Origin of the sequence: Streptomyces panaciradicis, from assembly GCF_023516615.1 — a bacterium.
Lineage (GTDB): Bacteria > Actinomycetota > Actinomycetes > Streptomycetales > Streptomycetaceae > Streptomyces > Streptomyces panaciradicis.
This window is the reverse complement of sequence record NZ_JAMGBF010000224.1, coordinates 1-14,870: the sequence shown is the minus strand read 5'-3', so window position 1 is coordinate 14,870 and position 14,870 is coordinate 1. Positions and strand designations below refer to the sequence as shown.

Sequence of the window (14,870 nt, the reverse complement as noted above, 5' to 3'; positions counted from 1 at the left end):
CGCACCGGCCCCCCAGCCCCTGACGATCCCGGCCCCGTCGGACACCGTGGCCCAGGACCGGCCCGGCACCGGCACCCCCGCCCCCACCGTCCCCGCCCAGGCACGCCGTCTGCCCCCTGCCCGGCCCCGCCCCACCGACGTCTTCGCCGACCTGCTCCTCGCCGTGCTGAGCGGTCAGCGGCCGGTTCACTCGATGCTCCGGCACACCGCGGGCCGCGCCTACGACGAACTCGCCTGGCTCGCCGAACGCGGCCCCCTGCGCGCCCGCGGCACCCGCCCGGTCGTCCGCGACATCGGCTACTACGAGGCCCGGCCCGGCGCCGTCGAGGTCTTCGCCCGCATCGGCGCCGGCGACCAGCTGCGCGCCATGGCCTTCCGCCTGGAACGGGGCCACGACCTGCGCTGGCGCTGCACGGCGGTGGAACTGGGCGGCGCCCGCCCGCCGCTCCCGGCCGACGACGCCTGACCCCGCGAGCACCGCGTACGCCGAAGGGCCGGGCCACCCTGGGGTGACCCGGCCCTTCGAGCCGCTACGGCGCCGTCGGCCCCGTCACTGCCGCCGTCAGCCGATCCTTCGCGTACTACTTCTTGCGGCGCCGGCCGCCACGCGCCTGCTTGCGGCGCTCCGCGCGCGTGAGGCCGTCGGCCTCGGAGCGCACCGGCTCCTCGTCGCCGACGAAGTCGCCCTCGATGGTGCCGCCCTCGCCGTCCACGGTCGGCGCGGAGAAGTGGAGGTTGCGGCGCTGCGGCGCGTCCAGGCCCTTGGCGCGGATCTCCGGGCGGGCGCCCGCCTGCGCCGGCACCACGTCCTGCTTCTGCATGTCGACCGGCGCCGCGTCCTCGACCGGGACCTCCTCGACCTGCTGCTCGACCTGGACCTCCAGGTTGAACAGGTAGCCGACGGACTCCTCCTTGATGCCCTCCATCATCGCGGTGAACATGTCGAAGCCCTCGCGCTGGTACTCGACCAGCGGGTCCTTCTGCGCCATCGCGCGCAGGCCGATGCCCTCCTGGAGGTAGTCCATCTCGTAGAGGTGCTCGCGCCACTTGCGGTCCAGGACCGACAGCACGACCCGGCGCTCCAGCTCGCGCATGATCTCGGAGCCGAGCTGCGCCTCGCGCGCCTCGTACTGCTCGTGGATGTCGTCCTTGATGGACTCGGAGATGAACTCGGCGGTCAGACCGGCCCGGTCACCGGCCGCGTCCTCCAGCTCCTCGATGGTGACCTTCACCGGGTAGAGCTGCTTGAAGGCGCCCCACAGCCGCTCCAGGTCCCAGTCCTCGGCGAAGCCCTCGGCGGTCTCCGCGGCGATGTAGGCGTCGATCGTGTCGTCCATGAAGTGCACGACCTGCTCCTGCAGGTCCTCGCCCTCCAGGACGCGGCGCCGCTCGCCGTAGATGACCTCGCGCTGGCGGTTGAGGACCTCGTCGTACTTCAGGACGTTCTTACGGGTCTCGAAGTTCTGCTGCTCGACCTGCGACTGCGCGGACGCGATCGCGCGCGTGACCATCTTGTTCTCGATCGGCACGTCGTCGGGGACGTTCGCCATCGACATCACGCGCTCGACCATCTGGGCCTTGAAGAGCCGCATCAGGTCGTCGCCGAGGGAGAGGTAGAAACGGGACTCGCCGGGGTCGCCCTGACGGCCGGAACGGCCGCGCAGCTGGTTGTCGATACGGCGCGACTCGTGCCGCTCGGTGCCCAGCACGTACAGGCCGCCGAGGTCCTCGACCTCTTCCTTCTCGGCCTTGACCGCCTGCTCGGCCCGCTCCAGGGCGGCGGGCAGGGCCTGCGCCCACTCCTCGATGTGCTCCTCGGGGTCGAGGCCGCGCTGGCGCAGCTCCGCCTCGGCGAGGTCCTCGGGGTTGCCGCCGAGCTTGATGTCCGTACCACGGCCGGCCATGTTGGTGGCCACGGTGACGGCGCCCTTGCGGCCGGCCTGGGCGACGATCGTCGCCTCCCGGTCGTGCTGCTTGGCGTTGAGGACCTCGTGCTGGATGCCGCGCTTGGAGAGCTGCTGCGAGAGGTACTCGGACTTCTCGACCGACGTCGTACCGACGAGGATCGGCTGGCCCTTCTCGTGCTTCTCCGCGATGTCGTCGACGACCGCCTCGAACTTGGCGACCTCGGTGCGGTAGATCAGGTCCGACTGGTCCTTGCGGACCATCGGCTTGTTGGTGGGGATCGGGACCACGCCGAGCTTGTAGATCTGGTGGAACTCGGCGGCCTCGGTCATCGCCGTACCGGTCATGCCGGAGAGCTTGCTGTAGAGGCGGAAGAAGTTCTGCAGGGTGATCGTGGCGAGCGTCTGGTTCTCGTCCTTGATGTCCACCCCTTCCTTCGCCTCGATCGCCTGGTGCATGCCCTCGTTGTAGCGGCGGCCGGCGAGGATACGGCCGGTGTGCTCGTCGACGATCATGACCTCGCCGTCGATGACGACGTAGTCCTTGTCCTTCTTGAAGAGCTCCTTGGCCTTGATGGCGTTGTTCAGGTAGCCCACCAGAGGCGTGTTCACCGACTCGTAGAGGTTGTCGATGCCCAGCCAGTCCTCGACCTTGCTGACGCCGGACTCGTGGATGGCGACCGTGCGCTTCTTCTCGTCGACGTCGTAGTCGCCGGTCTCCTCCATGCCCTTGAGGGGGTTGCCCGCCTCGCCCTTCTTCAGGCGCAGGACCAGCTTGGCGAAGTCGCCGTACCACTTGGTGGCCTGGTCGGCGGGACCGGAGATGATCAGCGGCGTACGGGCCTCGTCGACGAGGATGGAGTCGACCTCGTCGACGATGGCGTAGTTGTGGCCGCGCTGGACGAGCTCGTCCTTGGACCACGCCATGTTGTCGCGGAGGTAGTCGAAGCCGAACTCGTTGTTCGTGCCGTACGTGATGTCGCAGTTGTACTGCTCGCGGCGCTCGGCCGGCGTCATGTTGGCGAGGATGCAACCGACGGACAGGCCGAGGAACTTGTGGACGCGGCCCATCATCTCGGAGTCGCGCTCGGCCAGGTAGTCGTTGACCGTGATGAGGTGGACGCCGCGGCCCGAGAGCGCGTTGAGATAGGCGGGCAGGGTGCCGACGAGCGTCTTGCCCTCACCGGTCTTCATCTCGGCGACGTAGCCGAGGTGCAGGGCGGCGCCGCCCATCATCTGCACGTCGTAGTGACGCTGGCCCAGTACGCGCTTGGCGGCCTCGCGCACCGTGGCGAACGCCTCGGGCAGCAGGTCGTCCAGGGCCTTGTCGATGATGTCGTCGTGCTTGGACTCGTCGGGCTCGTCCGCGAGAGCCTCGGCGATCCGCGCCTTGTAGTCATCGGTGAGGGCCCGCAGCTCGGCGTCGGAGAGGTCGACGAAGTCCTCTTCGATGGAGTTGACCTGGTCCGCGATGCGGTGCAGCTTGCGCAGGATCTTGCCTTCGCCTGCACGCATGATCTTCGAGAGGACGGACACGGGGGTTGGTCTCCTTGCCGGTCGGGCCTGGGACGGTCGGTTTCCATTTGACTCACTGAGCAACGGCCATCGTATGCGAGGACCCGGCCAAGCCGGGAGCCTGCTGTGACGACGACCGCCCAGCGCTCCGCGCACCGCTTCAAATCTTGTTCAAAGCGGCCGACGGACGGGTTCAAAGGGGACAACGGACGGGCCCCGCGGATGGTGCCGGACCGGACCCGTGAATTGCGCGAATTGTGATCACTCGCTCACGCACGGCAAAAAGATGGCGTCTTCGCACGGCCTCCGCGCAGAATCGGCCGATGGAACCCGTGACGCTCACGACCGCCCGTCTCCTTCTGCGCGAAGTCGGCCCGCAGGACACCGACGCGGTGTTCGCCGCCGTCCAGGACCCGGAGATCCAGCGCTGGACGATGGTTCCCTCGCCCTATCTCCTGGAACACGCGCGCAGTTTCACCGGGGAGATCGCCCCGAAGGGCTGGGAGAGCGGTTCGTTGCTCACCTTCGGTCTGTTCCTCCCCGAAGGGGAGGAACTGGTGGGCATGCTGGACCTCGCCATGCGGTCCTTGAGCACCGCCGAGATCGGGTACTGGGGGACCCGGGAACACCGCGGCAACGGCTACGTCACCGAGGCCGTCGTCGAGGTCTGCCGCTGGGCCTTCACCCGGTTGTCCGTCGACCGCGTGGAATGGCGCGCCGAAGTCGGCAACCACCCCTCGCGGGCGGTGGCGGAACGCGCGGGCTTCGTCATGGAGGGCCTCCTGCGCGCCGCGATCGTCCACGGCGGCGTACGCCGCGACGCGTGGGTGGGCGGCCTGCTGCCGTCGGATCTCGGGCTGCCGTCGACGGCGCCGTACCTGCCGGCGCAGGTGTCGTCGACCTGACCCGCGGGCGGTCGGGCCGTGCCCCGCGGCGAAACCACCAGCTCACCGCCCCTTGTCAGTGCCGCCCTCTAAGGTGCCGACCATGACGACCCCGCGTCCCACCACCGGCCTCTCGGCGGACGAGGCCCGCCGCATCGCCCTTCGCGCCCAGGGTTTCCTCGGCGCTCCCGACCGCCGGGGCGGTGTCCGCGGTGTCCTGCGCCATCTCGGAGCGGTGCAGCTGGACACGATCTCGGTCCTGGCCCGCTCCCACGAGCTCGTCCCGTACGCCCGCCTGGGCGCGGTCGGCCGCAAGACGGTGGAGGACGCCTACTGGAACACCGCCGCGTCCGGTGAGCCCCACGCCTTCGAGTACTGGTCCCACGCCGCGTGCATCCTCCCGGTCGAGGAGTGGCCCCACTTCGCGTTCCGCCGCCGCGCCTACCGGGCCCGCCCGCACTGGAACCACGACCTGCCCGACGGCGCCTACGAGCAGGTCATCAAGCAGCTGCGCGCCGAAGGCCCGCTGACGGCCACGGAGTTGGGCGGGGCCAAGCGCACGAGCGAGTGGTGGGACTGGTCCGGCGCGAAGGTCGCCGTCGAGCGCGCGCTGATGTACGGCGAGGTGGTGTGCGTACAGCGCCGCGGCTGGAAGCGGGTGTACGACCTGGCCGAGCGCGCGGTCCCGGACGCCCTGCTGCACGACGAGCTGGACGACGCGGAGTGCCTGCGCCGGCTCGTCCGCCTGGCGGGCCAGTCCCTGGGCGTCGGCACGCGCGCGGACATCGCCGACTACCACCGTCTCAAGGGCGAGCAGGTGGACGCGGTGATCGCCGACTCGGGTCTGGTGCCGGTCACGGTCGAGGGCTGGTCCAAGCCGGCCTGGGCCGATCCCGCCGCCCTGGAGACGCCCGCGCGCGGCCGCCACCGCACCACGCTGCTGTCGCCGTTCGACTCCCTCGTCTGGGAACGGGCGCGCACAGAGCGGATCTTCGGCTTCACCCACCGCCTGGAGGCCTACGTCCCCAAACCGAAGCGGGTGTACGGCTACTTCGCGATGCCGGTCCTGGCCGGCGGCCGTCTCGTCGGCCGGGTGGACCCGGCCCGCGAGGGCGCGACGCTGGTCGCCCGGCAGGTCACCCTGGACGGCCCGAAGGCGGTGCCAGCCGTCGCGGAGGCGCTGGTCGAGGCGGCGAGCTGGGTGAACTGCACGAGCGTGCGCGTGGAGCGTGTCGACGCCCCCGAGCTGCACACGCCCCTCGCCAAGGAGGTGACGCGGGCCCTGGCCACGGCCATGCGCTGACCGTGGTCACCGCCCGTCAGCGGATCTCGAGGATCTTCTCCCGCATCGCGTAGACCACCGCCTCCATCCTGGAGTGCAACTGCAGCTTCTCCAGGATGTTGCGCACGTGGTTCTTCACGGTGTTCTCGGAGATGAACAACTCCTTGGCGATGTCACGGTTGTTCATTCCCGTGGCGACGAGCTTGAGGACTTCCAGCTCGCGGTCGGTCAGACGCGGTGCCGGCACCAGCCGGCGCTCGTCGGTCCGCTGGATCATCGACTTGAACTCCGTGAGGAGCTTCGACGCCATCGACGGGCTGATCTGGGACTGCCCGTCGGCGACGGCGCGGATGGCCGTGGCCACCTCGTCGGTGGAGATCTCCTTCAGCAGGTAACCGGTCGCGCCCGCCTTGATCGCGTCGTAGAGGTCGGCCTCCTCGTCGCTGATCGTCAGCATGATGATCTTGGCGCTGGGCGCGACCTCCTTGATGGAGGTGCACGCCTCGATCCCACCCCGCTTGGGCATCCGCACGTCCATCAGGACGATGTCGGGCAGCAGGTCCGCGGCCTTGTCGACGGCCTCGGCGCCGTCCCCGGCCTCCCCGACGACCTGGATGTCCTCCTCGGCGGCGAGCACGATCTCCAGGCCACGGCGGAAGAGGGCGTGGTCGTCCACGACAAGGACTCTGATCGGCTCCTTGCGTGGAGAGCCCGCGTCCGGGCCCATGCCGACGACGCCGCCGTCGGCATCCTCGTCACGCATCGGTCCGAAGCTGTCCGCCATCGTTCCTCCCCCTGAAGGCTGTGGCCTGTGGTGCTGTGCCAACGCCAACCCAAGGCAGCGGCCCACCGGTTGGGCCATTGCGGCCATGATTCCATGCCCGGCCGACAACGCGGTGACAGAGCGGGGCGCGAAGTGGTCGCACACCGGTGCCCCTGGGGGCGCACAGGCGCTCCAGGGGCACCGGCTCGACTGTCGGACGCGTGGGTCAGCCGCCCAGCGTGCCGCCGGGCGCGGGAGAGTGCGCCTGGGCGACCATCGGGTCCGTGCTGAGGTGGATGACGCCGTAGTCGTAGGCGTGCCGTCGGTAGACGACACTCGGTTCCTTCGTCTCGGAGTCGACGAACAGGTAGAAGTCGTGTCCGACCAGTTCCATCTCGTAGAGGGCCTGGTCGAGGGTCATCGGGGAGGCGACGTGGGTCTTCTCGCGAACGACGAGGGGGCCTTCGCCCTTCACTTCCAGCGAGCCGATCTTCTTCGTGGGTACGCCGTCCGGCTCCTCCTCGTGAACCGCGAGGCCGTTGCCGTTGAGTGTCGCCGCGCCCGGGACGTGGTCGGGGACCTCGGCCGCCGAGATCCTGCGCGCACCACGCCGTGAGAACCGCTTGTCGTGCTGCTTGCGCAGCCGGGCGTCCAGCTTCTCCGCCGCCAGGTCGAGCGCCGCGTACGGATCGCTTGCCGCTGCCTCCGCCCTGATCACCGGACCGCGGGAGCGGAGCGTGATCTCCACTCGGTCGCAGCGGTCGGCCTGTCGGGGGTTGGGCTCCTTGGACACCTCGACGTCGAGGCTGATCACCTTGCCATCGAGCTTCTGGATCTTCTCCAGCTTCAGCTTCTCGGCCACGTGCTTCCGGAACCGCTCGGGCACCTCGGTCTTGCGGCCCTTGACGACGATGTCCACGCAGAACTCCGTTCCCGGATCGCTCCGCCTCGCTGCGGAGCGTCTCCCTTTTGCACCAGGTTCCGGTCCTCCGGAACCACGGACTCGGTGACTTCCACCTCCTCCCCCGCGGGCAAGATCTCCACTCCACCGCCACGGGTGATAGTTGAAAACCCGCAGCACGGCATTCGTCCGTGAGAGGTGTGGCCTGCGCCTTTCTCTCACAACCGAACATATCTCGCCCGGACGGATGTCGTCACCCTCTACTGCTGCGTACCTCCGTTCAGGTGAATTGACCCTCTCATTACCTGCAACGATGCAAGTCAGAGGTCAGTTCCGGTTTATTTCGAAGGAATCCGAAGGAGCAGCGACCACGGCCGCGTGGATGACGTCGTCCGCGCCGGCCGTGCCCGCCATTCCCGGCTGGCCGGGCCTCCGTCCGGCTTCCCGCTCCGCCGGTCCGGCCGCCCGTTCTCCTCTGCCTTCCCGAGTCCCGGCCGTATACACGGCGTTCGTCGACTCGTCGTACGAAATCAGCCCCGCCTTCACGGCCCGCGCCGCCTCCGCCAGGGAGGCACCGGTCGTCATCAGGTCGTCGACGAGCACCACCCGGCCCTCCCGCAGCAGCCGCGCGGCCCCCGGCGCCACGGCCAGCGCGCCCGCCAGGTTCTGCTGCCGCTGAAGGGAGTTGAGCCCCGCCTGGTCGGCCACGGCACGGCGCTGCCGCAGCACCGCGACCACCCGCGCGGGCAGCCCGTCCCGCCGCAACTCCCCCGCCGCGGCGAGCGCGATCCTCCTGGCCGGATCATGTCCCCGCGCCCGCACCGCCGCCCTCGCGGACGGCACCGGGACGAGCAGTACCGGAGCGTCGGCGGCCCCGCCCCGCATCAGTCCCTCCCGCACAGCCCCCGCCAGCGCCGCGCCCAGGGGTGCCGCCAGGGCCAGGGCGCCCCGTTCCTTGTGGGCCAGCAGCACGGCCCGTACCTCGTCCGCGTACCGGGCGGCCGCGTGCACCACGGGCAGCCCGTCCGGCTCGGGCAGCGGGCGCACCCGGCCCGGCCCGCCCGCGCTCAGAGCGGCACGGCACTTCGGGCAGAGCACCGTGCGAGACCTCCCGCAGCCTCCGCACTCGGCCGGCAGCACCAGCTCGGTGAGGTCCTGCCACCACCCCCGCATGCCGTCCACTGTGCCCGTGCCGGGGCCGCACCGCAGGGCCTGTGGAAAACCCCCTGTGGACAACTCGCCGCCGCCCTGGCCGCCGGGCGCGGCAGCGGCCGGCTCAGCCCGGGTAGACGGGCGCCGACCCGTCCGTGACGAGCTTCTGCCACTGCCCACCGGACGGCAGGCGCACGATCCCGTCCTCCGAGTACGCCACCAGCGGCAGCCCGTCGTCGGACTCGGCGGCGGTGATCTCCTTGACGCCGGTGAGGGCCGCGGGCGCGGGTCCCTCCGGGGTGGAGCCGTCGACCTGGACGTAGCGCATGGTCTGCACCCCGCCGTGCTCGCGCCCGACCACCACGAGCCGGCTGTCGCCGGCCCAGGACATGGCCGTCACGTCCTCCAACTCCGGTGCCGCGGGCCGCGGTTCGAGCACCGAGACCGTGGGCTTGCCGCCGTCCGTGCCGCGCTCTATCCGCCCGATCACCAGGGACTTCTTGGAGCCCTTCGCCACCACCAGCGCGACCCGTACCCCGTCGGCGGCCACCCGGACGTCCTCGATCCGGCCGTCCAGCCCGGGCGTCTTCACCTCCAGCGGCTCGCCCGCACCGTGCTGGAGCACCAGCAGCCGGGCGTTGTCGGGATCACGGTCGGCGACCCAGAGGTCTCCTTGCGCGTCCCAGCTCGGCGCGGTCAGCCGGTCCTCGCTCGTCGGGCCGTGGCTCGTCAGCGCAGGGCTGCCGAGCGGGTCGTCCGACACCAGCGAGGCGACGTACAGCCGGCTGCCGTCGGCGCCGACCGCCGCCGCGGTGCGCTCGTCGCGCGACACGGCGACCGACCGCAGCTCCTTGGCGTTGTCGCCCAGCGGCCCGGGCACGGGCACCGGATCGGCCTTGGTGCTCCGGTTGCCCGCGGCGATCCGCACCAGCCGGCTCTTGTTCTCGACGAAGTACAGGAAGCCGGGCGTCTGCGTCGACCCCCGCGCGGCGACGTCGCCGCTGTGCTCCTCGCCGAGCGAGCACAGCCGCCTGCTGCCGGACCGCAGGGAGACCTGTTCCACCGCGGGCGCGAAGTTCTGCACCGTGAACAGCAGCTGGGCCGCCATCTCGTTGCAGCGGTCCGGCCCGACCCGGGCTGCGTTCTTGTTCAGCGGCACGGTCAGCGTGTTCTGGTCGTCCGGTGCCAGCGAGGCGACGCCCTTCTGCAGCGCCGAACCGGTGGGGAAACTCGTGCGCACCACCTGGTCGAGCCAGCGCGTGGGGCCGCTGAGCAGCGAACGCACCATCTCCGTGACGGGGTCCACCCGCCGGCGGACGAACACCGGGTCCGCCACGGCGGTCGGGTGCGTCGCCCCGGCGGCGGTGTCGACGGCGAAGAAGTACTTGTTGACGGACATGTAGTTGCGCTGGAAGTCCGACTTCCCCATGACGACGCCCTGCGGCAGCCGGTCGATGCGCCACTGCTGGGTCTTCTTGTCCTTCACGAGGTGCACGAGCGACGCGTAGGGCCCGCTGTCCGGCGCGTACGACTGCTGCGTGTCCACCCTGGCGACCCTGGTGCCGTTCAGCGTGTACGACAGCTCGTCGGCGTCGTCCCTGGCGTCCGAGCGGCGGTTGGTGGCGGTGCCCGGCCCGTCCGCGAGGACCGTGGTGGACAGCTCCGGCTGCCAGGTCCGCGACGCCGTACCGGTCAGGTACTGCCGCGCCGTCGAGTAGTCCGGATCGTCGCTGGTCAGGGCCTCCAGGAAGCCCGACACGATCTCCTGGGGCTGTGCGTTCTCCTGCGGCGGCATGGCGAACACCCGCACCTGGGTGTCCTGCTGCGGCGTGGAGTCGACCCCGCGCAGATCCCCGTTGTCGGGCATCGACGCGCACCCGGCCAGCACCACGACGCCCAGGGCGCCGTACGCCAGCGCGCGCAGCGGTCTGCGCCGGGCGCCCCCCTCGCGGTCAGCGCCCACGGAATGCCTCCCCCTGCTTCCTCGACTCCTCCGGCCCGGCCTCCGGGCGGCTCGGGGTCTCATTCCGTGCCCCCTCGGCGGGGCGCGTGTCGTCCTGGTGCGGCCGTGCGCCGGATGCGGGCCGGGGCACCACGCGTGCGCCGTTGCCGGGCAACGCCGTGGGGTCGGCCGTGGCGGTCACGCCGTTCCGCCTCGGGGTGATCGTCGGTATCTGGTCTCCCGCGGCCTGTACGGGCACGGTGGCGGCCTTCTCGGCCCCTCCGCGCGGCAGGCCGGCGTCGTCGAGTCCGCGGTTGCGGCGCGAGTCCTTCGGCTCCAGCGGTATCGGCGATCCCCGCAGCGGTTCGTCCGCGGTGCGCGGCAGCGTCAGCCGGAACTGCGACCCGCCGCCCGGCTCGCCCCACGCCTGCAGCCAGCCGCCGTGCAGCCGCGCGTCCTCCAGGGCGATCGACAGCCCCAGACCCGTACCGCCGGTGGTACGCGCGCGTGCCGGGTCGGCCCGCCAGAAGCGGCTGAACACGCGCGTGGCCTCACCGGGCTTGAGTCCGACGCCGTAGTCGCGCACCGCGACCGCGACCGCCCCGCCCGCCGAGGCGAGCTTGACGACGACGTCGTTGCCCTCGCCGTGCTCCACGGCGTTGACGACGAGGTTGCGCAGCACCCGCTCCACCCGGCGGGCGTCCGCCTCGGCGACGACGGGCTGCTGGTCGCCGACGACCCGTACCGTCGTGCCCTTGCGCTCGGCGAGCGGCTCGGCCCCGCTGACGACCCTGCGCACGACCTCCCGCAGGTCTATCGGCTCCGCCTCCAGGGCCGCCGCGCCGGCGTCGAAGCGGCTGATCTCCAGCAGGTCGGCGAGCAGCGACTCGAACCGGTCCAGCTGGTCGGCCAGCAGCTCCGCCGACCGCGCGGTCACCGGATCGAAGTCCTCGCGCGCCTCGTGGATGACGTCCGCGGCCATCCGCACGGTCGTCAACGGCGTCCGCAGCTCGTGCGACACGTCGGAGACGAACCTCCGCTGCATCCGCGACAGGTCCTCCAGCTGCTGGATCTTCAGCTGCAGGTTCTGCGCCATCTTGTTGAACGCCTCGCCCAGCCGGGCGATGTCGTCCTCGCCGGTGACCTTCATACGCTCCTGCAGCCGCCCCGCGGACAGCCGCTCGGCGATCCCGGCGGCCATCCGCACGGGCGTGACCACCTGCCGCACCACGAGCCAGGCGATGGCCCCGAGCAGCACCACGACGAACAGCCCGGCGGTCGCGAGCGTGCCCTTGACCAGGCTGAGCGACTTCTCCTCCTGCGTGAGCGGGAAGAGGTAGTAGAGCTGGTACGGGTCGCCGTTCGGGTCGTTGACCTGCTTGCCGATGACCAGGGCGGGCTGGGATTCCTTGTTGTTGCTGTAGACGATGCGGGTGTAGCTCTGGGCGGCCGTCGGGTTGTCGTTGATCCGCGCGCGCAGGTCCTCGGGCACGCTGGCGGAGGGGTCGACGTATCCGGAGGCCCGCGGTCCGCGGCCGCCGCCGCTGTCGTCGCCGGCGGGCAGCGTCACCACGTCGAACGCGCCCTGTCCACCGCTGGACAGCGACGACACGAGGCCGCTCATCCACGGGATGACGCTCTGGGAGGGACGGCCGTCGGACGTGGTGCCGTCGGCCGAGGCGCCGTTGTCGCCGGTGCCCGCCGCGGCCTCGTCGGCACTCTGCTTGGCCACCGCGAATCCGCCGGCGGCCTGGCTCTGCGAGGCCTTCACCTTGGCGTCCAGCAGGCCGTTGCGGACCTGCCCGATCACGACGAAGCCGAGCAGCAGCACCACGCCCAGCGACATCAGCAGGGTGGTGGCGACGACCTTGAGCTGGATGTTGCGCCGCCACAGCCGCATGACGGGCAGCAGGGGCCGCCGCACCCAGCGCACGAACAGCCGCAGCACGGGGCTGCCCTGGACGCCGCCCTGCAGCAGCCCGCCCTCCATCAGGCGTCCCCAGCGGGAGCCCGCCGTCTTCCGGCCGACAGGCCGCCCCGCGCGGGCCCCTGCCGGCCCGGGCGCCGAAGCGGCACTGTCACCGGTCATGTCAGCTCGGTCCTGCCTTGTACCCCACGCCACGGACGGTCACCACGATCTCCGGCCGCTCCGGGTCCTTCTCGACCTTGGAACGCAGCCGCTGCACGTGAACATTCACAAGCCGGGTGTCGGCGGCGTGGCGGTATCCCCACACCTGCTCGAGCAGCACCTCGCGCGTGAACACCTGCCAGGGCTTGCGCGCCAGCGCGACGAGCAGGTCGAACTCCAGCGGCGTCAGCGCGATCGACTGCCCGTCCCGCTTCACGGAGTGCCCCGCCACGTCGATCACCAGGTCGCCGATGGCCAGCTGCTCCGGCGCGGGCTCCTCGGACCTCCTGAGCCGCGCCCTGATGCGGGCCACGAGCTCCTTCGGCTTGAACGGCTTGACGATGTAGTCGTCAGCCCCCGACTCCAGGCCCACCACCACGTCGACGGTGTCGCTCTTGGCCGTGAGCATCACGATCGGCACACCCGACTCGGCCCTGATCAGACGGCACACCTCGATGCCGTCCCGCCCGGGCAGCATCAGGTCCAGCAGCACCAGATCGGGCTTGCTCTCCCGGAACGCGGCCAGCGCCTTGTCGCCGTCGGCTACGAAAGACGGCTCAAAACCTTCACCACGCAGCACGATGCCGAGCATCTCGGCAAGTGCGGTGTCGTCGTCGACGACAAGGACTCGTCCCTTCATAAACGACATCATCCCATTCTCATAACGGTGGTGAAGGTGCAGGTGAGCAGCGTCACTGGCCCGTGACGATAGTCGTATCCGGGCGTCACTGTCTGCCCCTGTCCCGCGACGTCGACTTCGGCAGCATGTGTCGCTACCCAGAGTAGGCGCAGGTGGCGACATCACCTCGCCGACGCCGTTCAGGACAGGGGCTCCGTTCCGGCCCGGCCGCCGTCACCGCATGGGCTACGCCGGCGCCGGGCGGGACCTGGCGCAGAGCCCCGCGAGGGCCTCGGCGGTCACGGGCGACACCACGCCCTCCTCCGTGACGATCGCGGTGACCAGCTCCGGCGGCGTCACGTCGAACGCCGGGTTGTACGCCTGCGTGCCCAGGGGAGCCACCGGAATCCCGCCCCCCGCCTCCGCTCCCATCAGCGGCACCTGAGGCGCTGTGATCTCGGTCACCTCATGTCCGGGACGCTGCTCCACCTCGATGGACGCCCCGTCTGGGGTGTCCGGGTCGACCGTCGTCAGCGGTGCCACCACGATGAACGGCACATGGTGATAGCGCGCCAGCACCGCCAGCGGATAGCTGCCCACCTTGTTCGCCACCGAGCCGTCCGCCGCGATGCGGTCCGCCCCGATCAGCACCGCGTCCACCTCACCGGCCGCGAACAGCGAGCCCGCCGCGTTGTCCGTGAGCAGGGTGTACGCCATCCCGTTGCGCGCCGCCTCGTACGCCGTCAGGCGGGCACCCTGCAGCAACGGACGCGTCTCGTCGACCCAGAGCCGCCGCAGCTGGCCCGTCCGGTGCGCCGCCAGTGCCACGGCGAACGCCGTCCCCTCCCCGCCCGACACCAGCGCCCCGGTGTTGCAGTGCGTGAGGATCCGGTAGCCGCCTCCGGGCAGCAGCTCGTCGAGCAGGGCCAGCCCGCGCTCGGCCATCCGTGCGCTGGCCTCGGCGTCCTCCTCGTGCAGAGCCCGCGCCGCGGTGAACGCCGCCGCCGCGGCCTGCTCGGGGTCGCCGCTCCTGGCGTACTCCGCCCGGTGGGCGGCCTGCGCCCGGCGCACCCCGACCGCGAGGTTCACCGCGGTCGGCCGGGCTCCCGCCAGCGCGGTCGCGGCCTCGTCCACGTCGAAGCCGCGCACGGCGGCGAGCGCGACGCCGTACGCCCCCGCGATGCCGAGCAGCGGTGCCCCGCGCACGGCGAGCGACCGGATCGCCTCCACCAGCGCGGACGCGTCCGTACAGACCAGCTCGACCTCCTCGGCCGGCAGCCTTGTCTGGTCGAGAAGCACCACCACGGGGCCCTCGGGTGGCTCCTCCCAGCGGATCGCCGGGGTCTCGGTCGGTTTGCTGTCCTCGCCGTAATGCGCGTACTGATCAGCCATGCCGTCAGTCTGCCCCTTTTTCCGCAGACAATTGAAGGTGTGCAGCCCCTACCGCGGCCGGTACCAGGGCGAGCACCCCATGGCACGATGGCAGCCAACCTGCCGCCGCGACCGCGGACGGGCACCGTGAAGGAGCGACGATGAACGACACTCCGGGCTGGGCATCGCCCGGATCTGCCCCGTCCGACGGCCAGGAACCCGGCCCCTCCGGCCCTGCCGAGCCCCATGACCGCCCCGGCATGGCGGATTCCGCCGGCCAGGCGGGCGCCGATGCGCAGGACCAGGGCGTGAAGTGGTCCAAGGAGCAGCCTCCCGCCGGCCAGTGGTCCGCGCCCACCGGCCCCGCGAACCCGGGCCAGACCCCGCCGCCCCCGCCGCCCGGCCCGGG

The 14,870-nt window shown here is 71.2% G+C and carries 11 protein-coding genes and 1 pseudogene; 4 read left to right on the top strand and 8 right to left on the bottom strand.

Translation table 11 applies throughout. The features are described 5' to 3' along the window. Positions 1-466 (top strand): Rv3235 family protein (locus M8J74_RS41785; RefSeq protein ID WP_249841395.1); only part of this gene is annotated, 466 nt, incomplete at its 5' end. 115 nt (positions 467-581) lie between these two features. Here M8J74_RS41785 and secA read toward each other — a convergent pair. Beyond that, positions 582-3,440 (bottom strand): preprotein translocase subunit SecA, encoded by a 2,859-nt coding sequence (secA, locus tag M8J74_RS41780; RefSeq protein WP_058924975.1) that lies wholly within the window; start codon positions 3,438-3,440, stop codon positions 582-584. Positions 3,441-3,742: 302 nt separating this feature from the next. On the opposite strand from secA, the gene M8J74_RS41775 reads away from it, so the two are divergent. Together M8J74_RS41775 and M8J74_RS41770 are read left to right on the top strand one after the other, a co-directional pair. Further along, entirely contained in the window at positions 3,743-4,324 is a 582-nt protein-coding gene (locus M8J74_RS41775) for a GNAT family N-acetyltransferase (RefSeq protein ID WP_058924974.1), read from the top strand. 82 nt (positions 4,325-4,406) lie between these two features. Next, positions 4,407-5,606 carry a winged helix-turn-helix domain-containing protein gene (locus tag M8J74_RS41770; RefSeq protein ID WP_249841394.1) on the top strand — a complete coding sequence of 400 codons (1,200 nt, stop codon included), beginning with the start codon at positions 4,407-4,409 and terminating at the stop codon, positions 5,604-5,606. A 16-nt stretch (positions 5,607-5,622) separates the two neighbouring features. On the opposite strand, the gene M8J74_RS41765 is transcribed toward M8J74_RS41770, so the two are convergent. From M8J74_RS41765 to mtnA, 7 genes are all read right to left on the bottom strand, one after another. Next, entirely contained in the window at positions 5,623-6,369 is a 747-nt protein-coding gene (locus tag M8J74_RS41765) for a response regulator (RefSeq protein WP_030943352.1), read from the bottom strand. 205 nt (positions 6,370-6,574) lie between these two features. Next, a complete protein-coding gene (gene hpf / locus M8J74_RS41760; RefSeq protein ID WP_058924972.1) occupies positions 6,575-7,267 on the bottom strand; it encodes a ribosome hibernation-promoting factor, HPF/YfiA family in 693 nt (230 codons plus the stop codon). Between the two features lie 309 nt (positions 7,268-7,576). Beyond that, positions 7,577-8,422: a ComF family protein gene (locus M8J74_RS41755; RefSeq protein ID WP_249841393.1), complete on the bottom strand. Its 846-nt coding sequence runs from the start codon at positions 8,420-8,422 to the stop codon at positions 7,577-7,579. Positions 8,423-8,525: 103 nt separating this feature from the next. Then, positions 8,526-10,364 carry an LpqB family beta-propeller domain-containing protein gene (locus tag M8J74_RS41750; protein ID WP_249841392.1) on the bottom strand — a complete coding sequence of 613 codons (1,839 nt, stop codon included), beginning with the start codon at positions 10,362-10,364 and terminating at the stop codon, positions 8,526-8,528. Beyond that, positions 10,354-12,432 (bottom strand): MtrAB system histidine kinase MtrB, encoded by a 2,079-nt coding sequence (gene mtrB, locus M8J74_RS41745; protein WP_249841391.1) that lies wholly within the window; start codon positions 12,430-12,432, stop codon positions 10,354-10,356. The genes M8J74_RS41750 and mtrB overlap by 11 nt, the downstream gene beginning before the upstream one ends. Position 12,433: 1 nt before the next feature. Continuing rightward, a complete protein-coding gene (gene mtrA / locus M8J74_RS41740) occupies positions 12,434-13,123 on the bottom strand; it encodes a two-component system response regulator MtrA (protein ID WP_187284748.1) in 690 nt (229 codons plus the stop codon). 213 nt (positions 13,124-13,336) lie between these two features. Continuing rightward, entirely contained in the window at positions 13,337-14,482 is a 1,146-nt protein-coding gene (gene mtnA, locus M8J74_RS41735; RefSeq protein WP_249841390.1) for an S-methyl-5-thioribose-1-phosphate isomerase, read from the bottom strand. Between the two features lie 140 nt (positions 14,483-14,622). Here mtnA and M8J74_RS41730 point away from each other — a divergent pair. Further along, a pseudogene (locus M8J74_RS41730) lies at positions 14,623-14,870 on the top strand (hypothetical protein); the annotation flags it as partial.